The organism is Marinobacter santoriniensis NKSG1 (assembly GCF_000347775.1).
GTDB classification, from domain to species: domain Bacteria; phylum Pseudomonadota; class Gammaproteobacteria; order Pseudomonadales; family Oleiphilaceae; genus Marinobacter; species Marinobacter santoriniensis.
On sequence record NZ_APAT01000005.1, the window covers coordinates 167,592 to 190,309 of the forward strand.

The window sequence follows — 22,718 nt, forward strand, 5'->3', positions numbered from 1 at the left end:
AGACCACAGGAGAGAGTGAATGACACAGATCGATCAGGCCGTGGACATCCGCGAAGGTGAGGAGCTGGATGTTGCTGCGGTAGACCGTTTCATGAAACAGGCCATTCCCGACCTTGAGGGTTCGCCTTCTATCAAGCAGTACCCGGGCGGGGCTTCCAACCTGACGTATCAGGTGGATTACGGGGAGCGCTCCTACGTTCTCCGGCGACCGCCCTTCGGCAAGATTGCCAAGTCTGCCCACGACATGCTGCGCGAAGCCCGCGTGATGCAGGCACTGAAGCCTGTTTACCCCTATGTGCCGAACATCGTTGCAACCTGTGACGACCATGACGTTCTGGGCTGCGATTTCTACGTTATGGAGCGATTGAAGGGCATCATTCTTCGGCAGGACTTCCCCGGGGATTTCGAGTTGAGCGAGGCGGACACCCGCAAGCTCTGTCTGAACGTGATCGACAAACTGGTGGATCTGCATCGTGTGGATGCTCATGCCGCTGGGCTCGACAAGCTCGGCAAGGGTGCAGGCTACGTGCAGCGTCAGATCGGTGGCTGGAGTGACCGCTTCCGGAAGGCGCGTACCGACGACGTTGGCGATTTCGAGGCAGTCATGGGATGGCTCCATGACAAGATGCCGGAAGACATTGCCCAGGTCGTGATCCATAACGATTTCCGCTTCGACAACGTGGTCCTTAACCCGGACAACCCGTTTGAGGTGATCGGCGTTCTGGACTGGGAAATGGCCACCATCGGCGACCCGCTGATGGATCTGGGCAACAGTCTGGCGTACTGGATCGAGGCCGACGATGAAGGGCCCTTCCAGATGCTCCGGCGCCAGCCTACCCATCGCCCCGGTATGCTGACCCGGAAGGAAGTGGTCGACTACTACATGGAACGATCGGGTTTCAGGGCGGATAACTTCGATTTCTATGAAATCTACGGCCTGTTCCGGCTGGCTGTCATCGTTCAGCAAATCTACTACCGCTACTACCACGGCCAGACCAGTGACAAACGGTTTGCGGCCTTCGGCCATGCTGCCAATTATCTGGAAAAGCGGTGCCAGCGGCTGATCAGCGAGAGCACTCTGTAATGGCAACGGTGTATCTCATCCGGCACGGACAGGCGAGCTTTGGCAAGGACAATTACGATCAGCTTTCACCAAGAGGCTGGGAGCAGGGGCAGGTGCTGGGGCGCTGGCTGGCGGGCAAAGTAACTCCGTCAGCGGTGTTTGGCGGCGATATGGAGCGTCATCGGGAGACCGTCGAAGCCATCGCGTCGGGATTCGGTCAGAGCCTCCCGGACATGCAGGTGGTGGAGGGACTCAACGAATTTGACCATATGCAGGTGGTTGAACGCCTGAAACCCGAGTGGGCGGACCGGCAGGTCATGGCCCGCGATATGGCCGCTTTCCCGAAACCCGCCCGGGCGTTCCAGCAGGTGTTCGAGAAGGCGATGGCGCGCTGGATCGGCGGTGAATACGACGCCGAATATTCGGAAACCTGGAATGCGTTCCAGCATCGTGTCGTGACCGCGCTTGAGGAACTGATCCGCTACGCCGATGGCGGGGATATGCTGGTTTCGACCTCTGGCGGGCCCATTGCCGTTATCGCCCAGCATGTACTGGGGCTGTCTGATGAGAAGGCGCTGGCGGTGAACAATGTCATCGCCAACACCAGCGTCTCGCGTCTGCTGTACTCCGGCAGTCGTCGCAGCCTTGCAGTATTCAATAATTACAGCCACCTGGAAGCGGAAGACCCCGCCCTGGTGACATTTCGATAAAACCTTGAGAGGAATCCATGACGACCAAGAACCTGTTTGATCTTTCCGGGAAGGTGGCGCTGGTTACCGGCGCAAGCCGTGGTATCGGTGAAAGTATTGCACGTACGCTGGCTCATTACGGTGCCCACGTCATCGTCAGCAGCCGCAAGATCGACGGTTGCGAAAAAGTGGCATCCGGAATTCGTGACGAAGGTGGCAGTGCCGAGGCCTATGCCTGCCATATTGGCGAGATGGACCAGATTGAAGCCATCTGGGATCACATCGGGAAAGAGCACGGCAAGCTGGACATCCTGGTCAACAATGCGGCGGCGAACCCGTATTTCGGGCCGATCGAGGATACCGATGTGGCCGCCTACCAGAAGACCGTCGATGTGAATATTCGCGGCTACTTTTTCATGTGTGCCCGTGGTGCCCAGATGATGAAGAAGAATGGCGGTGGGTCGATTGTTAACGTGGCCTCAGTTAACGGTGTCAATCCCGGCCATTTCCAGGGCATCTACTCTGTGACCAAGGCGGCGGTTATCTCCATGACCAAGTCCTTCGCCATGGAACTGGGCCAGCAGAACGTGCGCGTGAACGCCTTGCTGCCCGGACTCACCGACACCAAATTCGCCAGCGCCCTCACCACCAACGATGCGATCAAGAAGCAGGCGATGGCTCATATCCCGATGAAACGGGTGGCGGATCCGGACGAGATGGCCGGAACGGTGCTTTACCTGGTCTCGAACGCGTCCAGTTACACCACCGGTGCCTGTATCAATGTGGACGGCGGTTACCTGACGGTCTGATCGGCAGGTAAGTTCCTGAACGTCTCCCCGGAGCTCCGTGGCCTTCTCTTCCAGGTGTGCAAAGTGCGACGGAGCGCCGGCCTTGATCACGTCATGAATGAGCCCGGTTATCGCTGACTGGCTCTCCCGCATCATCGTCTGGTAAGCGGTTCCTCGGAACTCGTCCGGGTGCGTCAGGAGATAGCGGACGCGCCTGTCAAAATCCGGGGAATCGCGATTTTCCAGCAGTCTGAGCAGCGCCAGCTGCCAGTTGCGTCGTCCCTCAAGCCAGATTTCCGTCTGGCGTCCCCGATTTTCCGACCAGGCCAGAACCCGTTTCTGTTGCCTGGCATTCAGGGGGCCCAGCCAGGTTTCAATGCGCTCCATGGTCCGTTCGGCCCGGGCACGGGCCTGGTCATCCGAAGAGCCCTGAAGATACGTCTCCTCCATTTCCCGGTGTTTGTTCGCCATATTTCGGCTCAACTCGGCCACCTGCTCATCACTGAGCGAGGCCAGTAGATTGCTGGCAATCGGTTCAGCCTGCGCCAGAAGATCGGGAAGAAACGCGAACAGTCGCTGCAGGTGATCGTCAATGCCTGCCTGATCAAGCTCGCCGGAACGCGTGTCACTGATGATTCGGTCCAGCCAACGCTGGTAGCGCGGGAGTTCAGAGCTGCAGTGCCATTGGCGCAACTCGTCGAGATCCCGGGAAAGCTGTTGTTCCTGTCGGTCTGTCAGGCTCACATAGTCCTCGACCCACCATTTTACTCCCCAGTCAGCGTAGCGGTAGGCCATGCGGGTTGAGCTGCAGGCCGCAATGGAGAGCAGCGACAGGATCAGAAGTGCGACCTGCAGGCAGCGGCTGGCTGTAGCGAGTGTTGGGCTCATAAATGTTTTTTTCGATCCGGATTTTTCATTCATCCGTAGATAGCTTTGTGCATATTTCAGGATGTGAACATATGCACTATGAAACCAAATAGCCTGATCTACAACCTCTACGATCGAGGATGAGTGACAATGAAGACCAACTTTATTTTGCCTTTAGTGGCGGCCAGTAGTGTGTTGTTGGCCGGTTGTTTCGGTGGGGACAGTAATTCCAAGACAAGCGTTCGTGTCGTCCATGCGTCCTCGGACGCGCCTGCGGTGAACGTGGGGGTCGACGGTGACACGGTTGTTTCCGGAGCAGACTACAAGCAGGCAGCGGTTCTGAAACCGGATGCCGGCACGACGTCTATCGCGGTTGACGGAATTCTTCCGGGTGGCAATACCACCACGGTGATTGATACCGATGCCTCGCTGCGATTTGATATCAGGTACGATGTGATTGCAGTCGGCAAGGTCGGAGACCAGACCATAGAACCTCTGATCCTGACAGATGATGGGGCCCGCGACAGCGAAGACAGCGTGCGTTTGCGGGTTGCGCACCTGTCGCCTGACGCCCAGGATGCCGTCGGGGGGCCGGTAGAGGTCTATCTGACCGCGGCCGGTGATCCGCTCCCTGCCGAGGCCTCATTCAGTTTCTCTTTCAAGGAGAGCGTCGGACCTATTGAAGTACCTGCCGGTGATTATCAGGTTCGGGTTGCCATTCCCGGTAATCCGCCGACCGTGGTATTCAACAGTGGCAGGTTGCCCCTGTCTGCCGGCAGCGACCTGCTGATCGGAGCGGTCGATAACACCGTGTTCGGGTCTGCTCCGATCAGTTTGTTGGTGGTCAACGGCAGTAATACAACGGAAATTCTTGACGCTGACACCGATGCTGGCGTTCGCGCGGTTCATAATTCTGCCAGCCCGACCCCGGCCGTGGACATCTATCTGAATGAGGATCCCGACGGCACTCCCGCCGCCTCCAATATCGCCTTTGGCGAGACTGTGCCGACCGCTGCAACCACCGGCGCCTATGTCCCGCTGAGCACCGGCGACAACCGGATTGTCGTGACCGCAACCACTGTAACCAGCTCCTCGGTGATCGATGCCACCCTGGATTTTGCGAACGGTGATATCAGGACGGTGGTTGCGGCCGGCACGCTGGCTGACGGAATCGATGCGCTGGTCTTCAATGATAACAACCGTCGAATTGCGACCGAGGCCCGCCTTCGGGTTATCCATGGCGCGGTGGAGGCACCGAGCGTTGATGTGTTCGTGGTCCCGACAGCATCAGGTGGTGCGGGCGCAACCCTGATCGGGAATTCGACGCCGGTGTTGGACAATTTCGCCTATGGAACCGACTCCGGTTACCTGGGTGTTGCCGAAGGTGACTATGTGGTCTTTATCACGTCGGACGATGGCGCGACCGAGCTGTACAAGTCGCCGAGCCTTGCCCTGGATGCCGGTGGTGTCTATACCGCGGTTGCCCGCAAGAATGACGCCGGGGGCAGCGTTGCGACAGTCACCCTGCTGGATGACTTTGTGGCGCCGTAACGGGGAATGAGCGCGAACGACAAGGCCCCGGCAATGCCGGGGCTTTTTCATTGAATGGCTGTATTGACGTTGTCTGCACTTGCCTGCGAGATCGCTGTGCCAGTCGGTGGGCGGTAATGAAGCGAATACAGCACCCGGTCCAGGACCGCCTGACCGTTCCAGGCCGGATCGTTATTGACCATGCCCACGATAGCCCAGGTGGTGTTGTTCTCATCCCGGGCAAAGCCGGCAATGGAGCGGACATTTTCCAGGAAACCCGTCTTGATGCGGCCCTCGCCAACCAGGCCGGTATTTCTCAGGCGGCGGGCCATGGTGCCGTCCATGGCGATGATTGGCATGGAGGTCATCAGATCGGCAGCGTAGCGGCTGTTCCAGGCATGCCGGAGTATCTGGACCTCCTGACGGGCCGTGATGCGGCCATGGCGACTCAGGCCGGCCCCATTATCGATGACGAGCCCCTGGGTCTTGATGCCTTTATTTTCCAGCCAGTCGTGAATCACCCGGATGCCGGCTACGCGATCGTCCTGCTCGTCGTCCTTCCGGTTCTCAGCTCCGATGGTCAGCAGCATCTGCCGTGCCATGACGTTGCTGCTCCACTTGTTGATGTCACGGACCATCGTTACCAGATCCGGGGAGCTGGTTTTGAGGATCAGCCTGGCGTCCTCTGGCGTCATTCCTGTCATGCTGGCGCCGGTGATGGTGACGCCCGTATCCGCCAGGACCGAACGGATCAGGGACGCGGTGTACTGCTCGTGGGGCAGCAGCGACAGATAGGTAGTGGTTCGGCATCCCTTGGGCAAACTGCCGGTCACACGAACGGTAACCTGCATGTTATCCCCGAACACCGGAGTCCAGTCGAACTGGTGGCGTCCCGGGCAGGGGCCTTCCGGAGCGGACGTGACGCGGTTGTCGATGCGAACATCCTCAAGCCTCGGCGTGCTCCACGCCTGAGTACCCCGTTCATCCGCCCGCACCTGAAAGTGCAGAAGGTTCAGGTTGGTGAGATAGGCTGAAGGCTCAACCAGGAACGGTGCATAGGGGTTGTCGCCATTGTCATCGAATTGAGGGCTGTCGTCGTTCAGACGGAAGTAGCTGCCATCAAGTACCAGGTGGCCGTCGATTTTGGTGATGCCCATATCGTGCAGTTCGTGGAGTGTGGACCACAACCGCTCAATGGTCAGCTTCGGGTCGCCACCGAAGCGGACATACAGATTACCGTTCAGGGTATCGCCAACCATCTTGCCATCGGTCAAGAAATCGGTATCCCAACGGTGTGTCGGGCCCAGGATTTCGAGCGCAGCATAGGTTGTGACCAGCTTCATGATGGAGCCGGGGCTCCTGGGTTCGTCAGCGTTTACGTACTGCTCGATGCCCGGACCATTCAGCGGAATGGCGGCGACGCTCAGGGCCTCGTCGCTGTGCAGGGATTTGGCCGCGTAGTCGCGTACTTCCTTGCTCCATAAGCGAGTGGGAATGGCATCGTTTCCCGGTGCCGCCAGGGCCGTGGTTGCGAATGCGGCAACCAGAGCGACAGTGCCCGTTGATCGGATAAAACGGCGAATCGATTGCGGCACACGTGTTTGCCTGTACCTGCGTCGCGGAAGCCTGGAGTCCATGATGCCTGCCCTTTACGTTCTTATCCTTCAACCATAGCTGATACCGACGAAATCTACTATGCAGAAAAGCTCTACATGACGTTAAAAAATGCCAGTAGGGTCGTTGTTTGTATTGGGTTTTTGTGACAGCTTGTAAGTCGTCTTTGGAAAACAGTGGGTTAGGTGGGTCAAGTCGGGATGGTTCCTCTCAATGGCCCGATGTGCAAATGTGACGAGGTTTGTACCGGCATTTGAGTCATGGAATTCCAGACGGAATCGTCGTCTCCTGTAGAGGTCTCCAAGTCGAGAACAACAACAGGAGGACACCATGATCGGTATTCCCATAGGCCTGCTGACTGCCAACGCAGTGGAATGGGTCTTTCACAAGCATATACTTCACAACCGGGGCCGTAATCGGGACAGTTTCTGGTCGTTCCATTGGCACGACCATCACCGCAATGTCCGCAGGAATGGCTTCGTTGACGAAGACTACCGGAATCCGCCCCTGACCTGGAACGCGCAGACCAAGGAGGTGGCTGCACTGGTTGCCGGCGCCGCCGCTGTGACGCCTCTTTTACCGGTCGCTCCCTTCTTCGTGGGAACCCTGTATTACAGTGCCTGGAATTATTACCGGGTGCATAAACGATCCCATCTGGATCCCGACTGGGCCCGGGAAAACCTGCCATGGCACTACGATCACCACATGGGGCCGAACCCCAATGCCAACTGGTGCGTGACCAGGCCCTGGTTTGACCAGATCATGGGGACCCGGGAGCCAATGAATGATCGGAGATTGTTGGCACAATAGATATCATTCGATCCAACCAACAAGGAAACCCTATGCTGAATGCGTTAAGGCACAACCTCAATGTGCTTGAGTCGGTTGCAACGTCCTCCTTCACCGCCTGGCGCGGTTGCCTGGTCGTCTCGGCGGCAGAACAGCCGGAAAAACCAATCATCCTGTATGACATGGAAGCCTGTCCTTACTGTCGCCGGGTTCGCGAGGTGCTGACCGCATTACACCTGGATGTCGAGATCCGGCCGTGTCCCAAGGATGGTCGGGTATTCCGGCCGGAAGCCGAGGCTGTTGGTGGAAAGCAGCAGTTTCCGCTGTTGGTGGACGAGAACACCGGGACGGTCCTTTACGAGTCCGGGGATATCGTCGAGTACCTTTTCCGTCAGTACGCCCATTGCCCGGTGCCGGGCTATTACGCTGCCAAAGTCTGGCAGCCGGCCCTGAGTTCGATCGGTTCTGCCGCCAGTGAGTTGCGAGGCCTGCACGCGACACCCGGAAAACGGCCGACGCAGGGACTGCATTTGTGGAGCTTCGAGGGGAGCCCTTTCTCTCGGCTGGTGCGGGAAAAACTCTGCGAACTGGAGATTCCGTACACGCTGCACAACATCGGCAAGGAGCACTGGACTGAAATCGGGCCCGCCAAACAGCGTATCAAGCCCGGGCAATACAGGCCGATACCGGGCGGCAAGCGGGATGCCTTCTTTCAACAGCACGGCCGGGTTCAGGTTCCCTACCTGGAAGATCCCAACACCGGCACGTCCATGTTTGAATCTGCACGTATATTGAAGTACCTGGAGGAACAATACGGCAGCTGACGCTGTCACTAACCGCAGGCACGCGGGAGGAACCACGATGGTTAGGTTGTCAAGGCGAAGATTCCTGATTGGAGCCGGCCTGGGCAGCCTGGCGCTGGTGTCTTCCCCGCTGCTGGCGGGAAAGGTGGCGGCTCCCGGCGACGCGCCTCAGGCCCGCCCGATTCCTTCCACGGGCGAACATCTTCCCGCCATCGGCATGGGCACCTGGATTACTTTCAATGTTGGTAGTGACCAGCGGTTGGTCGACCAGCGCACGCGTGTTCTGGAGACGTTCCTGGAGCGTGGTGGCTCAGTCATTGACTGCTCGCCCATGTATGGCAGTTCGGCAGACGTTGTCGGTGCCGCTCTGGAAACACTTGATGCGCGTGATCGGATTTTCGCCGCTTCCAAGATATGGACCGGCGATGGTTCAGAGACCCGTGAGCAGGCGGCCAGCTCTGCGCGGCGATGGGGAATTCCGCGATTTGACCTGCTGCAGGTCCATAATCTGCTTTCCTGGCAGGAACATCTGGCTACGCTGAAAGACATGAAGGCCAGAGGCGACGTTCGCTATCTGGGTATCACGACCTCACACGGTCGGCGCCACGACGAACTCGCCCGTGTGATCGAGACGGAAGATCTCGATTTTGTGCAGCTTACCTACAACGTTCTGGACCGCGAAGCCGAGAAGCGCCTTTTGCCGCTGGCCCATGAACGGGGAGTTGCGGTGATCGTGAACCGGCCATTCCAGGGCGGTTCCCTGTTTCGACGTTTCCAGTCCGAGCCTTTGCCCAACTGGGCTGGTGAGGCCGGTATAGAAACCTGGGCGGCGTTTTTCCTGAAATTCATCATCTCTCATCCGGCAGTGACCTGCGCGATTCCCGCAACGACGCGAATAGACCATATGCGGGAAAACATGGCCGCCATGTATGGCACTCTTCCGGACGCCGGCCAGCGCAGGATGATGGCCGAGTATGTGAGGCAATTGTGAGTGGGGCGAGCTGGCTGAGCTACTCACTGCAGGACTTTGTCATGTTCGGCCCTGAGGTGTTGCTCAGGCTGTTCATCCGGATCAACGAAGCGGTCTGGCCGTGGCAGTCATTGTGGTTGGTGGCGGGGCTATTGTTGCCGTGGCTGGCCCGTCAGTCCGCCGAATGGCCGAGGCGGATGGCCATGGCGCTGGCGGGCCTCGCATGGATCGGCTGCGGTTACCTGTTCATGGTGCGCTATTACGGCCCTGTGAACACGCCGGCGACCTGGTTTGGTTGGGCCTTTGTGTTCCAGGGATTGCTGCTGCTGATGCTGAGGGGGAGGGCGCTTCCGGTTCCGCTGGGTTTATCACTGGCGGTTGCCGGATGGTTGGTCATCCTGGTGTTGCCCTGGCTGGCTGTGCTGCAATCGGGGGACGTCAGGGCGCTGGCGCTGTTCGGCATGGCGCCAGGAGTAACGGTTGCGGCTACGGTGCTGCTGTTTGCCCGTCAACCGCTACTGCTGCGCTGGTTTCTGTTGCTGGTGCCTCTTGCCTGGAGCCTGTTCAGTGCCCTCACATACTGGTCTCTGGGCACCTACTGGCTCCTGGGTTTTCCGGTGGCGGCGCTGGTTATTCTCGTCGTAGCGTTACGGGTCAGTCCCAGTCCGGTGCAAAGCCGGGATCTGCGATCCGCTCGCCCCGATCCAGAGCGTCGATTGCCTTGATGTCTTCGTCGCTCAGCTCGATCTCGAGTGCGTCCAGATTCGCCTTCTGGTGGGCCGGACGCGTGGAAGACGGTATTGGCACAATGCCCCGCGAGGCAACCCAGGCAATTGCAATCTGGGCCAGGGTGGCATTGTGGTTCTCCGCGATGCGTTGCAGGGTCTCGTCTTCCATGACCTTGCCGACCGCCAGGGGCATGTAGCCGGTCACCGTGATGCCCAGTTTCCGGGCGTGGTCCACAACCTTCCGGTTGGCGAGGAACGGGTGAACCTCCACCTGATTGGTGAAGATGCTGGTGTCGCCCAGTATGCGCTTTGCCTCGTCCATCTGGGCACACGTGAAGTTGGAGATGCCGATGTGCTCCGCGAGTCCCTCACGCTGGGCGTCTTTCAACGCGCCCAGATATTCTTCCATTGGCACTTCATCGCCCGGCGAAGGCCAGTGAATCAGAGCCAGATCCACGTGGTCGGTTTTGAGGCGGTCCAGGCTGCCCTGGAGACTGTTGATCAGATCACTGGCGTGGAGCTTGTCGTGCCAGATCTTGGTGGTCAGAAAAATCTCCCGGCGCGGAATTCCGCTGGAGGTGATGCCATCACCCACGGCCGCCTCGTTGTCGTACATCTGTGCGGTATCAATGTGGCGATAGCCCAGTGACAGGGCGCTCTTGACGGCATCCCGGGCATCATTGCCCTTGAGTCGGAACGTGCCCATACCGATTTTCGGAAGTGTGGTAAACGACATGCTCTCCTCCTGAAATCAATGTGTAGGTACTGAACTGATGGTGTGGCACTGGTTCTTCAAGGGGCCCCCCGGTATCATCGCGCCTGTCGAACCATGATGAATCCAGATAGTCGGGGTACGAACCCATGCTGACCGGCCAGTGCCTGTGCGGTGATATTACCTTTGAATACGACGGCCCCCTGGGACCGATTGCTCTGTGTCACTGCAGCCAGTGTCGACGGGCACACGGCAGCGCCTTTTCCGCCAGTGCGCCGGTCCAGCGCGTCCGTCTCCGGTTTCTCTCCGGCGAGGAACGGATCACCGAATTCGAATCACGCCCTGGCAAATACCGCGCATTCTGCTCCCGCTGTGGCAGCCAGCTGTATAGCCGGGTCGACGCTATCCCGGGTATTCTGAGGTTGCGGGTTGGCGTGATTAACGAACCACTGGGTAAACCGCCGGCGCAACATGCATTCGTCGCGTCCAAGTCCGACTGGTTCGAGATCACCGATAGCATACCCCAATACGAGAAGACGGACAGAACCAACGATCCGCACTGACATCAGCCCTCCGGCAGGATCCGATACACCTTGCCGTTGGGCGAGTCGGTCAGCAGCCATAGCCCGCCATCCGGCCCCATTCGCACATCCCGGATGCGCTCCCCGAGTTCTGTCAGCAGATCCTCTTCTTCGGTCACACGGCCTTGCGCCAATTCGAGTCTGACCAGCTTGCGCGCTTTGAGCGCTCCCACGAAAAGATCGCCCTGCCATTGCGGAAACGACTTTCCGGTATAGAACGCCATGCCCGAGGGCGCGATGGAAGGTACCCAGTAATGCAGTGGCTGAGCCATGCCTTCCTTGTGGGTATAGGGCGTGATGGGGACGCCGGAATAGTCGATGCCGTAGGTGATCTCCGGCCAGCCATAATTGGTGCCGGCACGAAGTATATTGATCTCGTCGCCACCCCTCGGGCCATGTTCGTGGGTCCAGATTTCGCCTGTGACAGGGTGAATCGTCATACCCTGGATATTGCGGTTGCCATAGGTGAACAGGGTTGCCCTGGCATCATCGCGAGCCAGGAATGGATTCCCGGGAGCGGGTTCGCCGTTAATGGTAATCCGGTGGACACCGCCCGCGTCGTCTGCGAGGTCCTGGGCCCGGTCCCGGGTTCCCCGGTCGCCAACCGCGATATACAGAAGGCCCTCCCGATCAAACGCCATTCTCCCGGCGAAGTGGTGGGAGGTACCGGCGCGGGGCAGGGCTTCGAAAATGACCTGCACGTCGTTCAGGCCACGATCGCCAAGTCTGGCACGGGCTACCCGTGTCGTCATGCCTTCCCCGGATCGGTGGGCATAACTCAGGAACAGGCTCTGATTGCTGGCGAACTCCGGGTGTAGCACGATATCCAGCAGCCCACCCTGCCCGGAGACCACCAGATCCGGCAGTCCGGTCAGCGATGCCGGATCCAGCACGCCATCGCGGATCCGCCGAAGCCGGCCGGCACGTTCCGTGACCAGTACGTCGCCATTGGGCAGGAAGGCCAGACTCCAGGGGTGAGCCAGGCCTGTCGCTACGGTTTCAAGCTGAAAATCCGTCTCGTCCGACGAAAACGACGGATTGGCTTCCGCCCCGAAAGATAACATCAGGGCACCGCCGCACAGTGCCAGTTTGCGCAAAGTTCTCATGGAAACCTCCGACCGGGGACCTGCCCCGATAATCAGCATAGCAGCCGGAAGCCTTCATGGTTGTTTCGCGCTCATTCGCCCGGATGATTTTCGGCCAGCTCCGGATCTTCGGGTCACCGGCCGGGCCTGGTGTTTCGCTGTAGCCAGCGGTCGAGCTGGTCGGCGAATTCCTTGCGGTCTCCCTGGCTGAAAGGAGCCGGGCCACCCGTGACCTGGCCCGCGTTGCGCATTTCCTCCATGAAATTGCGCATGGCGAGCCGTTGTCGGATGTTTTCCCTGGTGAAGGCCTGACCTCTGGGGTTGAAAACATCCGCACCTTTTTCGATGGCTTCGGCGGCCAGTGGAATGTCCTGGGTAATCACAAGATCCCCTTTGCTCATCTGGTCCATGATTTCATTGTCGGCGACGTCGAAGCCGTGAGGGACCTGCCGGCGGCTGATGTAGGGGCTGGGTGGCAGGTTGATGGCGTGATTGGCGATGAAGGTGGTCTGGATCTGCCAGCGGGTGGCGGCGCGACAGAGGATTTCCCGGATGGGGACGGGGCAGGCGTCGGCGTCGACCCAGATAGGCATTTGGTGTTCCTTCAGTTTTGGTTTCAGTTACCTAGAGTTTAACCATTCTACGATTGAGCCTGTTAGTCGTCAGCCGCGTATTTCTCTGTAGCCTGCGATGGTCGGAGCAGGGCGGCTCTGGGGTGAGCCTCCCAAAAACCGCTACAAGCACATCCCTGTGCGCTTGTTTCAGGCCATCCCTGGCCTTCAACATTTTTGGGAGGCTCACCCCAGAGCCGCCTTAGACCTCAAGATAACTCCGAAACTGAAGGAGGGGGCACATTATCATGATCAGGAAACTGGTTCTTGGCCTTACTTTCAGCATTATTGGCTTCGCGGTTGCTGTGAATGCCGCGGCGAGCGATGGTAATGCAGTCGCCTGGCAGGCACTGCGGGACGGCGAGGCCATACTCATCCTCCGGCACGCACTGGCTCCCGGAACAGGCGATCCCGCCAATTTCACATTGAATGACTGCAGCACCCAACGGAATCTGAACGAAACCGGTCGGGAACAGGCGCGTTCGTGGAAGCCGTTCCTGGCAGAACATGGCATCGAGGAGGCGCGGGTGTATACCAGCCAGTGGTGCCGCACGCGGGATACGGCCATGGAGATGGAGGTGGGGAGCGTTTCGGACATGCCGTCACTGAATTCTTTTTTCCAGAATCGTGGAGACCGACTGGCCCAGACCCGGGCGACGATTGCGCAGGTGAACGCTTTGGGGCCGGGCTTGCCGGTGGTTCTGGTGTCGCATCAGGTGAATATCACGGCGCTGGCGGGCATCTATCCGTCGTCGAATGAGGGTGTGATTCTGGCACTGCCATTGTCGGATGAGCCTTCGGTACTGGCACGGGTGACCCCGGGACGTTAGCGGAACCGGGGCTTGGGTTTCTGGTATAATCCGGTTCTCATCCAATTAACAGGAAATGATAATGTCCCAGCTTCCTCCCTGTCCCGAGTGCAATTCCGAGTACACCTATGAAGACGGTGTGCAGTTGGTGTGTCCCGAGTGTGGGCACGAGTGGTCCGAGGCCGAACAGGCAGACGCCGAGGCGGGCAAGGTGATTCGTGATGCCAATGGCAATGAACTCCAGGACGGAGATACGGTCACTGTCATCAAGGACCTGAAGGTAAAGGGCTCCAGTTCGGTGGTGAAGGTTGGCACCAAGGTAAAGAACATTCGCCTGGTCGAGGGCGATCACGACATTGATTGCAAGATTGATGGGATTGGTGCTATGAAGCTGAAATCGGAGTTTGTCAAAAAGGCCTGATCCGGCCGTAAGGATCGGCAGCCCAATGGGAGGGACGCATGCCAGAGAAGAATGACGGTGAGCCAGCGGCTTCAGCTTCTTCCGATGACAAGCACGAGTTGCACCAGGAGCTGCCGATTGATTTCCCCGATCCGTTTTTCCGGGGGCTCCATCGTATCATCCGCTTTGCGATTCGGGTTCTCGCGGTTTTGATGGTCGCCGTGATTCTCTGGGGCGTGGGGGATGTCATCTACATCATCTACGATCGTTTGCTGGCGCCTCCGCACTTTCTGCTGAACATCAACGATATTTTCTACACCTTTGGCGCTTTCATGGCGGTGCTGATTGCTGTGGAAATTTTCATCAATATCCGCCTGTACCTGGGTACCAATATTTTTCCGGTTCAGCTGGTTGTTGCTACCGCACTGATGGCCATTGCCCGGAAGGTCATTGTGCTCGATTTCAATACACTGACGCCGATGTACCTGATTGGTATTGCGGCGACCACACTGGCCCTCGGTATCAGCTACTGGCTGCTCCGGCAGCGCAATGGCGCTCAGGAGTGGGAAGATTGAGGGCCTGCTTTTCCTCGAGCCCTGTTACTGATTCTCAGGCCAATCACGACCGCCAGCACGCCCAGCCAGATGCTGGCCGGGTATTGTTCCCCGAATCCGACGATGCCAATAATCAGGCCGAACAGGGCGGCCACTGTGCCAAGCTGACTGTAGAAAACCGGTGTGGCGCGTTTCTGGATTTCGAAGGAACACAGATAGGCCAGTGCGGTTAGCAGTCCCTGCAGTAAAACCACTTTCATCAGGTGCGGGCTAAAATCCCCTGACAGGAGCGGTGTGTTCGTGATTTGCGCAAACACACCGAGTAACAGGGCGCAGGCAAGAAGTGTCCCGGCTGCGAGAGTCATCGGCGAGGTGGTGCCGGGCCATGCCACGGAGCGGTAGATATTACCGACCGATAGGACAACAGGAATCAGCAGGCCCAACGCGTACCAATGCCCGGGCGATTGGCCCATTTCCGCGTGGCGTTGGATGATGATCCACGCACAGGCCAACACCGCAATCGACAACCCCGCCAGCCTCCGCCAATTGCTTTTTTCCAGTCCCAGGGCTGCCGCCATCAAAAACGTGAATATCGGCGGAAGGGCATACATGATGCCGGTGAATCCGGTGCCCAGCCTGGTAACAAGGTAGAAGGCTGTGACATTCGGTATGGCAATGCCTGCAAGGCCGCTGATCAGGAAATACATTATCAGAGGCGTCCGGATCATTGATCTGAGCGAACGGGTCCTTGCCAGTAAGAGCAGCCCGGCGATCAGCGTCTGCCAGTATGCGTATGTGACGGCAGGCATCCCCTGGGCTGTCACCGTCCTGGAAAGCGCCAGCATCAAGGCAATCAGGAAACCGTTGGCCAGCAGTAAGCACCAGAGTGTGGTCTGGCGGGATTTGGCGAGTCTTGGGAAAGGGAGCGTCATGGTTACCTGCCCGGGCGCGTTGATCGAAAAAGTCTGTCCGGAAGTGTGCACGACGGAAATGGATTGATAATCGGATGGAACCGAACAATACTGATTCCGGATTGGAAGCAATCAGGAGAGAGGATTGGCCACGGACAAGCTGGTTGCCATGAGGATTTTTCGGAGAGTCGCTGAGTTGGGAAGTTTCACCAGGGCTGCCGACGATCTTGAGATCACCGCTGCGACCGTCAGCAAGCACATCGCATTTCTGGAAAGGGATATTGAAACCCGGTTGATCAATCGCACCACCCGTCGCATGAATCTGACCGATGCGGGGATGGTCTTTCTGGAGCGCACCCAGGCTTTACTGGATGGCCTTGAAGACGCAGAACTGGAAGCCAGGGGGCTTCAGTCGGAATTGCGTGGATCGATACGGATCAACGTGCCCATGTCGTTCGGTCTGACCCACATCACTGAGGCCATCGACGACTTTCTGCGGAAACACCCGAAAATCCGGATCGACGTGCAGTTCAATGACCGGGTGGTGGATCTGGTGGAGCAGGGTGTTGATATCGCGATACGGGTGCGAAACCAACTCTCGGATTCAAGTTTGCGCGCCAGACCGCTCCGACAATCCCGAAACGTTGTCTGCGCTTCGCCAGACTACCTGGTAAATGCTCCGGACATTGCCTCACCGGCGGATCTCGCCCAGCACAATTGTCTGGTGTATGCGCTTCATGACCGGCCCAATCAATGGGAGCTGGGAGAAGAAACGGTAGTGGTGAGCGGAAACTACCGAACGGACAGCAGTCTCGCCATCCGCCAGAGCCTGCTGAGTGGTCTTGGCGTGGGATTGTTACCGCGATTTCTCGTTCAGCAGGATATTGATAGCCAGAGACTGATTCCGTTACTTACCGAATACCCTCCCAAGAGCTACACCATATTTGCGTTGTTCCCGCCCGGGCGGATGCAGTCAAGTAAAGTCAGAATGCTGGTGGAACACCTGGATGAGTACCTGGGAAGCCGGCCCTACTGGGAGTGAACGGCCATCGATCCCGGCCTGCGGTCAGTGATTGTTTCCGGATCTGAAAAAGTCTCCTTCTTTCCGCATGGTTTTACAGGGTTGTGCGATTTCATAGATTGGCATCTCCAACATCGGAGATTGTTTATGAACATACAGGCAGCCCTGGACTGGCGATATGCCGTCCGGGAATTTTCACCCGAGAAACTCGACAGCCAAACCGTTGATGCGCTCATTGGCGCAACGCGCAAGAGTGCTTCTTCCTATGGCCTGCAACCCTATCGGCTGATCGTGATTGAATCCGAATCGGTACGGAAGAATCTGTTGCCCCATTCCTATGGTCAGCAGAAAGTGCTGGATTGTTCCCATCTTGTCGTTCTGGCCGCCCAGACGGAGATCGGAGATGTCACGGTCGATCGCTATGTCGATCAGTATATGGAGGTCAGAAGGGTGCCCTATGACGATATCGCCGGTTATGCCGAGCACATGAAGAAGGCCCTGGCCGGGAAGGCGAGCCGGGAAAAACGGGAATGGGCGCATCAGCAGGTGTATATTGCACTCGGGACCCTGTTGACGGCCGCCGCCGTGCTCAGAATTGACAGTTGTCCGATGACCGGCTTCGATCATCGGGCCTATGACCGGGTCTTGGGATTGACCGAGTTGGGACTTGAGACCTCGGCGATCGTGGCTCTGGGACGTCGAAGTCCCCGGGATCTCAGCGCCAGTCTGGCCAAGGTGCGGTTCGATGACGCTGACATGGTCATTCGGTTGTAAGCAGTACCGCAGGCCGGGTTCCGAACGGGAAGCAGACAGAAGGGAATCACCATAATGAAGGTTTGTATTGTCGGTGCCTCCGGGAAACTGGGTAAATACATGGTTCGGCAGGCGTTGGAAAAGGGATATGAGGTGGTCGGCGTCTGTCGCGAACAGAGTGTGGGCAAGCTGGATGAATTCCGGGGTCGCTTGACCCTGGTGCCCGGAGCGACCAATGACCGGGAGGTCATCCGTCGCGCAGTCGCCGGTTGCGATGGTGTATTAACCGTGCTGGTGCCCTGGGGTGTCGAGCAATACGCGACCGGCACCGCCCAGGCCGTTCTGGATTACGCGGAACCTGGCGCGCGACTGGTGTTCTCGTGTGGGTGGCACATCAGCCGTGATGGCAAGGATGTCTACTCCTGGACGTTCCGGGCCTTCCTGAGGATCTTCGGTTGGGTGGCGCGGGCAACGCGCTTTGCCGACCTGAGTGACCAGGAGGAAGCCTGCCGCCGGGTGTTTGCCAGCGAGACCCGATGGACGGTGGTTCGCGGCAGCGATCTTGAAGAGGGCGACAGTCAGGGGCTGCCGGTCTGGAGCCGCCATGTGGGAGATCCGATCCTTGAAAGTAACCGGACGCGCCGTGTGGATTTTGCTTTGTTTATGGTGGACACCCTGGAAAACGACCAACTGATTCATGAAGCGCCGGCCATCGTCGGTTGCCAGACGGCCTCGGCCCTGGCCCACGGTGCCTCATGCCCTGCCGGACAAGGGAGCAACTGAATCTGTGAAAGATCATCACCTTGATGCCGTTCTGGAAGCCATCCCCGATGTCCGGGACGGTCTGACCCGAACGGAGCGGATCATTCTCTACGTGCTGAACGAGACCCAGAAAGAGCTCAATGGTCGTAACGTACCGACGGTCATGCTGTACGGACGGGTGCTGGAGTACGTGAACATCAGTGAAGAGGAACTGCACCTTTATCTGGACCGGCTGGGTGTCAAAGGCGATGGCCGCTAACGGGCGTTGAGCGGATCAAGCCGGTAATAGTCTCTCAGTGCTTCGTACACGTTTGCCTGCTCCCTGTGCAGGTGGTCCGGTTGCTGGAAAAAGGCTTCGGTGAGCACCGCGAAAAACTCGGCCGGTTCGGTGGCGCCATATGGGTCGAGCCACGGTTTGTGGTGGTGCTCAATGGTGTTCTGAAGGTTCTCATAGGCCCGGCTCATGGTCTGTTGCCAATGCCGGGCCTGTTCCCCGCTCAGTGGCGGCGCGCCATCAGCCGAACCGTCCAGGTAGTCCAGCTGGTGGGCGAACTCGTGGAGGATCACGTTGTGGGGGCTGTGGTGGTTGTTAGCCGCCTGCTCGCACTGGCTCCATGCCAGGACCACCTGACCATGGCTTGACGCCTCTCCGGCCCGGATTTCCTCGCTTTCGTGAACGATCATGCCATGCTCCCAGGCGTGCCTTACGCGATACACATCCGGATACACCAGAATGCTCCGGATATCATCGTAATAGGAGAAAGGGCGCGTCAGGATGAGCAGGCAGGCATGGCCTGCGACCGTCAGACGAACCCGCTCGTCCACATCGAATCCGCCACAGCCATAAAACTCTTTCTCGGACAGAAACAGCTGCACCCGTTGTTCAAACGGTTCACGCTGTTCCGGGCGCAACCGGCTGTAGTAGGGCACCTGCTCTCTGAGGAGTGTGCGCCAGCGTTCGGGAAATGCCTGTTCGAGTTCCCGGTTCCGGCGCCAGCTACGGTAGAAAAACAGATAGAACACGGATGCCGCGATCAGAACGATGGAAAAAAGGGCAAAGGTCAGGGCTGAGGACATAACGTTCCTGTTCACACACGGCGGTTTGTGGAATGATCATACCGGAATCCACGATCTCCGGCAGGAACGGGTGTGCCGTCTGTCGGATCAAATTTGTTGAAAAACCATTGGGAGTTGCTTGATGAGCCTTGCAATCGCACTGCACGTTCTGTCCGCCGTGATCTGGGTGGGCGGTATGTTTTACGCCTACATGGCCATGCGACCGGCGGTGGTGGAAGTGATCGATGCGTCCCAGAGAGGCGTGCTGTGGTGTCACACCCTGTCCCGGTTCTTCAAATGGGTCTGGCTGGCGATCGTTCTGTTGCTGGTCACGGGCTACTGGATGATCTTCAACTTTTTCGGCGGCATGGCTGGCGCTGGCTGGCACATTCACGCCATGCAGGGGCTGGGCATTGTCATGATGCTGCTGTTCTTCCATGTCTATTTTGCGCCTTTCAGCCGCTTGAAAAAGGCCGTGGCCAATCAGGATCCGCAGGAAGGTGCTCGCCAGGTCGGCCAGATCCGAAAGCTTGTGGCTGTTAACCTGGTTCTTGGCCTGATTGTTGTTGTGATTGGTGCCGCAGGTCGCTATCTGTAGGCCTCGCCGCCACACCCATCGCACCGGGGCAGACCATTGATCTCTGACATCCGAAAGCGAGCCGGTTCCGGGCTGAAAACAGGGGATTCGTTCACCATTTCCCGGACGTTCACCGAGCAGGACACGCTGGCATTTGGCGATGTCAGTCAGGACCGGAACCCGGTGCATTACAGCGATGAATTTGCCAGGATGAAGCAGATGCGGGGCCGTATCTGTCACGGATTGCTGGTGGGTGGCATGATCACCGAAGTGGGTGGCGAGATTGGCTGGCTGGCGTCCGGAATGAACTTCCGTTTCCGGCGTCCGGTCTATTTCGGTGACACGATTGCCTGCGTCTTCACGATTACCGACGTGGATGAGCGCAACCGGGCGCGGGCGGAAGCGGTTCTGTCGAACCAGCATGGTGAGACGGTCATAGAAGCTTGGCTCACGGGCATCCTGCCAGGTGCCACAGAGCGACAATGGCTGTCAGCCACTGACCGGGATCGGGAAGAAGGCAACTGATTTTCGGATTCCTATTCGTTTCGCACAGGGAATGTCATGCTGGAACTCATTCTCCTCTGCTTTCTGCTCCTACTCCTGAGCGTATCCGGAGGGCTCGCTGCGTTGCGGTTTGCCGAGCGGCGCTCTGAAGCCCGCGCTGTCTGCGAACTGGCCAAAGCACAGCCGAGGGATCCGGCCCGGTTTGATCCGGCCATGGTTTCGCATCTTCCGGAGCCCGCTCGACGCTATTTCCTCTATACGATCAAACCGGGGACGCGACTGTTCACCGTTGCCAGCCTCACCATGACCGGGAAATTCGGCATGGGCAGCCGGGATAAACCCGACTACCTGACCATGTCTGCACGACAGATCCTCTCAATGCCGACCGGATTCCTCTGGGCTATGAACGCCCGCCGGGGGCTGATGAGGATTTCCGGATCGGACAGCGACCGTTGGACCCGATTCTGGCTCATGGGTTTGCTGCCGGTAGCGCGCATGGGGGGCACGGCTGATCACGCTCTGTCGGCGTTCGGTCGATACGTGGGGGAGGCGGTGTTCTGGACGCCTGCCGCCGTGCTACCCGGACCGAACGTCCAATGGGAGCTGGTGGATGTCGATACCGCACGGGTGACCGTCCGCCACCAGGGGCTTTCCCAGTCGGTGGATGTCACCGTGGCGCCGGATGGCCAGCCCATGCAGGTCCGGTTTGATCGCTGGAGCAATGCCAACCCGGAGCGATCGTATCGCTGGCAGCCGTTTGGCGGTTACCTGTCGGCCTTCAGGGAAGTTGAAGGGTTCCGGCTTCCCCATCATGTCGAGGCCGGGAATTTCTTCGGGACGGACCGGTATTTTCCGTTCTTTGTAGCGGATGTCCGGGAAATTCGCTTTCATCCGCTCATCGATGAGTAAGCCCGAGCCGTCGTATCAGGCGGCTGAAATTCCCCCGGTCGACACCCAGGGCCCTTGCGGCGGCGGCCTGGTTGCCATCGTTTCGGGCCATTGCCTCGCGAATCATATTGATCTGGAACTGATCAGTCGCTTCCCTCAGGGAGAGATTGCCAATACCCGGTGCTTGGCTGGAGGAGGGTGGCGGCGCTTCTGGTTGAAGTCTGTCACTTGCCCCGAGATCCAACGTGCTCCGGGTGATCGTGAGGACGGCCGCGTCATCCCTGGATGTTGCGGCGGCTCGTGTCCGGAGAACCGATCGGCTGATCAGGTGCTCCAGCTCCCTGACATTGCCTGGCCAGTCATAGGCCATGAGGGCCTGTTGCGCCGTTGATGAGAGCCGGATCCCCTGGAGGCCGAACCGGCGCCGGTTCTGTTCCAGGAAATGCCCGGCCAGGATCAGGACGTCCCGTTCCCTGTTTCGCAGGGGAGGGACATCAATCGGATAAACCCCGAGCCTGTGGTACAGATCTGCGCGGAAGCGCCCATTCGCCACGGCCCTCTTCAGATCCCGGTTAGTGGCGGCAATGATGCGGACGTCCAGCTGAAGGAACGCATCGCTGCCAACCCTCTGGATTTCTCCACTCTGTAGTGCCCGGAGAAGTTTCGGTTGTGCAGACATCGGCAGCTCGCCGATCTCATCCAGAAACAGCGTCCCGCCATGGGCCAGTTCGAACTTGCCGGCCCGGTCCGAGGTTGCGTCTGAAAAGGCGCCTTTGGCGTGGCCGAAAAGCTCGCTTTCCACCAGGTTTTCGGGCAAAGCGGCACAGTTGACGTAAACAATCGGCTTCGCGTGTCGTCGGGAGAGGTGATGAATCTGGCGTGCAACCAGTTCCTTTCCCACCCCGGTTTCGCCGGTAATCAGGACGGTCAGATCTGAATCGGCAACCACCCGTGTCTCGCGGCGAACGGTTTCGATGGCGGCGCTGCGGCCCAGCATTTCGTGTTTCACCTGCTCCGCCACCAGGGTTCTGGCGACCATCTGCTCGCGTTCCGCACGGGCCTTCAGGGTATCAATCAGGTTGGCGATCCGGATGGTCGCCTCCGCCAGCCGCATGAAGGTTCGCAGGCGAATGGGATCAAGATCGTTGAAGGTATCGGGTTGCAGTGCATCCAGGGTCATCACACCCCAGGGTACGTCGTCCAGGTAGAGGGAGAGGCCAAGACAGTCGTGCACATGGATGGCGCCTTCGAGGTTCTCCACCAGGCCGTCGTAGGGGTCGGGCAGGTCGGAATCCGCCGGGAAGCGGACCGGTTCCCGGCTGAGCAGAATGCGGGCCAGCCGGGGATGGTCTTCCACCTCGAAGCGACGTCCGAGGGTGTCGTCGCTGAGTCCGGACACCGCCAGAGGCCGGAGCTGCTGTCCCTCCAGGCGGAGCAGGGCAGCGGCATCGCAGGGAAACGCTCGTCTCAGCGCCTGTAGCAGGCGAGCGTAACGTTGTCTTGGCGGCATATCCCGGGACAGGTCGGCAAGAATTCCGAGGACCATCTCGGTAAAGGAAGGTGTTGTCATAAAAACATCGAGGTTGTCTAAAAGACACGATTCAGGGTGTTGTCACGGTAACATCTTCACTATCGAAAATAACTTAAATCAAG

Annotated in this window: 26 protein-coding genes and 1 pseudogene; 19 read left to right on the forward strand and 8 right to left on the reverse strand. The window is 58.6% G+C overall.

Translation table 11 applies throughout. The features are described 5' to 3' along the window. Positions 1 to 19: 19 nt before the first annotated feature. From MSNKSG1_RS01520 to MSNKSG1_RS01530, 3 genes are read left to right on the forward strand one after another with little or no spacing between them, the layout of a single operon-like run. Positions 20 to 1,084 (forward strand): phosphotransferase family protein, encoded by a 1,065-nt coding sequence (locus MSNKSG1_RS01520; RefSeq protein ID WP_008937468.1) that lies wholly within the window; start codon positions 20 to 22, stop codon positions 1,082 to 1,084. Further along, on the forward strand, positions 1,084 to 1,773 hold the full coding sequence (locus MSNKSG1_RS01525; protein WP_008937469.1) for a histidine phosphatase family protein: 690 nt from the start codon (positions 1,084 to 1,086) through the stop codon (positions 1,771 to 1,773). Before MSNKSG1_RS01520 ends, MSNKSG1_RS01525 begins: the two co-directional genes overlap by 1 nt. 17 nt (positions 1,774 to 1,790) lie before the next feature. Further along, entirely contained in the window at positions 1,791 to 2,561 is a 771-nt protein-coding gene (locus tag MSNKSG1_RS01530; protein WP_008937470.1) for an SDR family oxidoreductase, read from the forward strand. 213 nt (positions 2,562 to 2,774) lie between these two features. Here the strand turns inward: MSNKSG1_RS01530 and MSNKSG1_RS19360 are convergent. Further along, positions 2,775 to 3,461: pseudogene (locus MSNKSG1_RS19360) on the reverse strand (DUF6279 family lipoprotein); the annotation flags it as partial. A gap of 96 nt (positions 3,462 to 3,557) precedes the next feature. On the opposite strand from MSNKSG1_RS19360, the gene MSNKSG1_RS01540 reads away from it, so the two are divergent. Continuing rightward, positions 3,558 to 4,958 carry a DUF4397 domain-containing protein gene (locus tag MSNKSG1_RS01540; RefSeq protein ID WP_008937472.1) on the forward strand — a complete coding sequence of 467 codons (1,401 nt, stop codon included), beginning with the start codon at positions 3,558 to 3,560 and terminating at the stop codon, positions 4,956 to 4,958. Between the two features lie 47 nt (positions 4,959 to 5,005). Here MSNKSG1_RS01540 and dacB read toward each other — a convergent pair whose 3' ends face one another. Next, positions 5,006 to 6,574 (reverse strand): D-alanyl-D-alanine carboxypeptidase/D-alanyl-D-alanine endopeptidase, encoded by a 1,569-nt coding sequence (gene dacB / locus MSNKSG1_RS01545; RefSeq protein WP_083870909.1) that lies wholly within the window; start codon positions 6,572 to 6,574, stop codon positions 5,006 to 5,008. Between the two features lie 307 nt (positions 6,575 to 6,881). On the opposite strand from dacB, the gene MSNKSG1_RS01550 reads away from it, so the two are divergent. The 4 genes from MSNKSG1_RS01550 to MSNKSG1_RS01565 are packed head-to-tail and all read left to right on the forward strand — an operon-like array spanning position 6,882 to position 9,838. Continuing rightward, positions 6,882 to 7,361, forward strand: coding sequence for a sterol desaturase family protein (locus MSNKSG1_RS01550; RefSeq protein WP_008937474.1), 480 nt, complete (start codon positions 6,882 to 6,884; stop codon positions 7,359 to 7,361). 32 nt (positions 7,362 to 7,393) lie between these two features. Beyond that, on the forward strand, positions 7,394 to 8,164 hold the full coding sequence (locus tag MSNKSG1_RS01555) for a glutathione S-transferase N-terminal domain-containing protein (RefSeq protein WP_008937475.1): 771 nt from the start codon (positions 7,394 to 7,396) through the stop codon (positions 8,162 to 8,164). A gap of 37 nt (positions 8,165 to 8,201) precedes the next feature. After that, on the forward strand, positions 8,202 to 9,134 hold the full coding sequence (locus tag MSNKSG1_RS01560; RefSeq protein ID WP_008937476.1) for an aldo/keto reductase: 933 nt from the start codon (positions 8,202 to 8,204) through the stop codon (positions 9,132 to 9,134). A gap of 41 nt (positions 9,135 to 9,175) precedes the next feature. Next, positions 9,176 to 9,838, forward strand: a complete 663-nt coding sequence (locus tag MSNKSG1_RS01565; protein WP_008937477.1) for a hypothetical protein — start codon at positions 9,176 to 9,178, stop codon at positions 9,836 to 9,838. Here MSNKSG1_RS01565 and dkgB read toward each other — a convergent pair. After that, a complete protein-coding gene (gene dkgB, locus MSNKSG1_RS01570) occupies positions 9,768 to 10,577 on the reverse strand; it encodes a 2,5-didehydrogluconate reductase DkgB (protein WP_008937478.1) in 810 nt (269 codons plus the stop codon). The genes MSNKSG1_RS01565 and dkgB overlap by 71 nt on opposite strands. A 125-nt stretch (positions 10,578 to 10,702) precedes the next feature. Here dkgB and MSNKSG1_RS01575 point away from each other — a divergent pair, with 125 nt between their 5' ends. Beyond that, entirely contained in the window at positions 10,703 to 11,116 is a 414-nt protein-coding gene (locus tag MSNKSG1_RS01575) for a GFA family protein (RefSeq protein WP_008937479.1), read from the forward strand. 2 nt (positions 11,117 to 11,118) lie between these two features. Here MSNKSG1_RS01575 and MSNKSG1_RS01580 read toward each other — a convergent pair whose 3' ends face one another. Together MSNKSG1_RS01580 and MSNKSG1_RS01585 are read right to left on the reverse strand one after the other, a co-directional pair. Continuing rightward, positions 11,119 to 12,240, reverse strand: coding sequence for a PQQ-dependent sugar dehydrogenase (locus tag MSNKSG1_RS01580; protein ID WP_040886545.1), 1,122 nt, complete (start codon positions 12,238 to 12,240; stop codon positions 11,119 to 11,121). Positions 12,241 to 12,353: 113 nt separating this feature from the next. Then, a complete protein-coding gene (locus MSNKSG1_RS01585) occupies positions 12,354 to 12,812 on the reverse strand; it encodes a YaiI/YqxD family protein (protein ID WP_008937481.1) in 459 nt (152 codons plus the stop codon). A gap of 266 nt (positions 12,813 to 13,078) precedes the next feature. Here MSNKSG1_RS01585 and MSNKSG1_RS01590 point away from each other — a divergent pair, with 266 nt between their 5' ends. The 3 genes from MSNKSG1_RS01590 to MSNKSG1_RS01600 all read left to right on the forward strand — a co-directional run bounded on the left by MSNKSG1_RS01590 (position 13,079) and on the right by MSNKSG1_RS01600 (position 14,614). Further along, complete coding sequence (locus MSNKSG1_RS01590; RefSeq protein ID WP_008937482.1) at positions 13,079 to 13,660, forward strand: histidine phosphatase family protein; 582 nt, start codon at positions 13,079 to 13,081, stop codon at positions 13,658 to 13,660. Between the two features lie 61 nt (positions 13,661 to 13,721). Then, complete coding sequence (locus MSNKSG1_RS01595) at positions 13,722 to 14,060, forward strand: zinc ribbon domain-containing protein YjdM (RefSeq protein ID WP_008937483.1); 339 nt, start codon at positions 13,722 to 13,724, stop codon at positions 14,058 to 14,060. A 38-nt stretch (positions 14,061 to 14,098) separates the two neighbouring features. Continuing rightward, positions 14,099 to 14,614, forward strand: a complete 516-nt coding sequence (locus MSNKSG1_RS01600; RefSeq protein WP_008937484.1) for a phosphate-starvation-inducible PsiE family protein — start codon at positions 14,099 to 14,101, stop codon at positions 14,612 to 14,614. Here the strand turns inward: MSNKSG1_RS01600 and MSNKSG1_RS01605 are convergent. Beyond that, entirely contained in the window at positions 14,596 to 15,525 is a 930-nt protein-coding gene (locus MSNKSG1_RS01605) for a DMT family transporter (protein WP_008937485.1), read from the reverse strand. The two genes, MSNKSG1_RS01600 and MSNKSG1_RS01605, sit on opposite strands and share 19 nt — an antisense overlap. Before the next feature lie 124 nt (positions 15,526 to 15,649). On the opposite strand from MSNKSG1_RS01605, the gene MSNKSG1_RS01610 reads away from it, so the two are divergent. From MSNKSG1_RS01610 to MSNKSG1_RS01625, 4 genes are all read left to right on the forward strand, one after another. After that, complete coding sequence (locus tag MSNKSG1_RS01610; protein WP_008937486.1) at positions 15,650 to 16,546, forward strand: LysR family transcriptional regulator; 897 nt, start codon at positions 15,650 to 15,652, stop codon at positions 16,544 to 16,546. Between the two features lie 126 nt (positions 16,547 to 16,672). Next, positions 16,673 to 17,299: an NAD(P)H-dependent oxidoreductase gene (locus MSNKSG1_RS01615; RefSeq protein WP_008937487.1), complete on the forward strand. Its 627-nt coding sequence runs from the start codon at positions 16,673 to 16,675 to the stop codon at positions 17,297 to 17,299. A 54-nt stretch (positions 17,300 to 17,353) separates the two neighbouring features. After that, the gene (locus MSNKSG1_RS01620) at positions 17,354 to 18,061 is read left to right on the forward strand and encodes an NAD(P)-dependent oxidoreductase (RefSeq protein WP_008937488.1); all 708 of its coding nucleotides are present in this window, start codon (positions 17,354 to 17,356) and stop codon (positions 18,059 to 18,061) included. A gap of 4 nt (positions 18,062 to 18,065) precedes the next feature. Continuing rightward, positions 18,066 to 18,299, forward strand: coding sequence for a hypothetical protein (locus tag MSNKSG1_RS01625; protein WP_008937489.1), 234 nt, complete (start codon positions 18,066 to 18,068; stop codon positions 18,297 to 18,299). On the opposite strand, the gene MSNKSG1_RS01630 is transcribed toward MSNKSG1_RS01625, so the two are convergent. Beyond that, a complete protein-coding gene (locus MSNKSG1_RS01630) occupies positions 18,296 to 19,117 on the reverse strand; it encodes a M90 family metallopeptidase (RefSeq protein WP_008937490.1) in 822 nt (273 codons plus the stop codon). The two genes, MSNKSG1_RS01625 and MSNKSG1_RS01630, sit on opposite strands and share 4 nt — an antisense overlap. Positions 19,118 to 19,238: 121 nt before the next feature. Between MSNKSG1_RS01630 and MSNKSG1_RS01635 the strand changes: the two genes are divergently transcribed. The 3 genes from MSNKSG1_RS01635 to MSNKSG1_RS01645 are packed head-to-tail and all read left to right on the forward strand — an operon-like array spanning position 19,239 to position 21,086. Next, positions 19,239 to 19,694, forward strand: coding sequence for a CopD family protein (locus tag MSNKSG1_RS01635; protein ID WP_008937491.1), 456 nt, complete (start codon positions 19,239 to 19,241; stop codon positions 19,692 to 19,694). A 39-nt stretch (positions 19,695 to 19,733) separates the two neighbouring features. Continuing rightward, on the forward strand, positions 19,734 to 20,198 hold the full coding sequence (locus MSNKSG1_RS01640) for a MaoC family dehydratase (RefSeq protein ID WP_040886548.1): 465 nt from the start codon (positions 19,734 to 19,736) through the stop codon (positions 20,196 to 20,198). A 36-nt stretch (positions 20,199 to 20,234) separates the two neighbouring features. Then, entirely contained in the window at positions 20,235 to 21,086 is an 852-nt protein-coding gene (locus tag MSNKSG1_RS01645) for a DUF6544 family protein (RefSeq protein ID WP_008937493.1), read from the forward strand. On the opposite strand, the gene norR is transcribed toward MSNKSG1_RS01645, so the two are convergent. After that, positions 21,073 to 22,635, reverse strand: a complete 1,563-nt coding sequence (gene norR, locus MSNKSG1_RS01650; protein ID WP_040886518.1) for a nitric oxide reductase transcriptional regulator NorR — start codon at positions 22,633 to 22,635, stop codon at positions 21,073 to 21,075. The genes MSNKSG1_RS01645 and norR overlap by 14 nt on opposite strands. Positions 22,636 to 22,718: the final 83 nt, after the last annotated feature.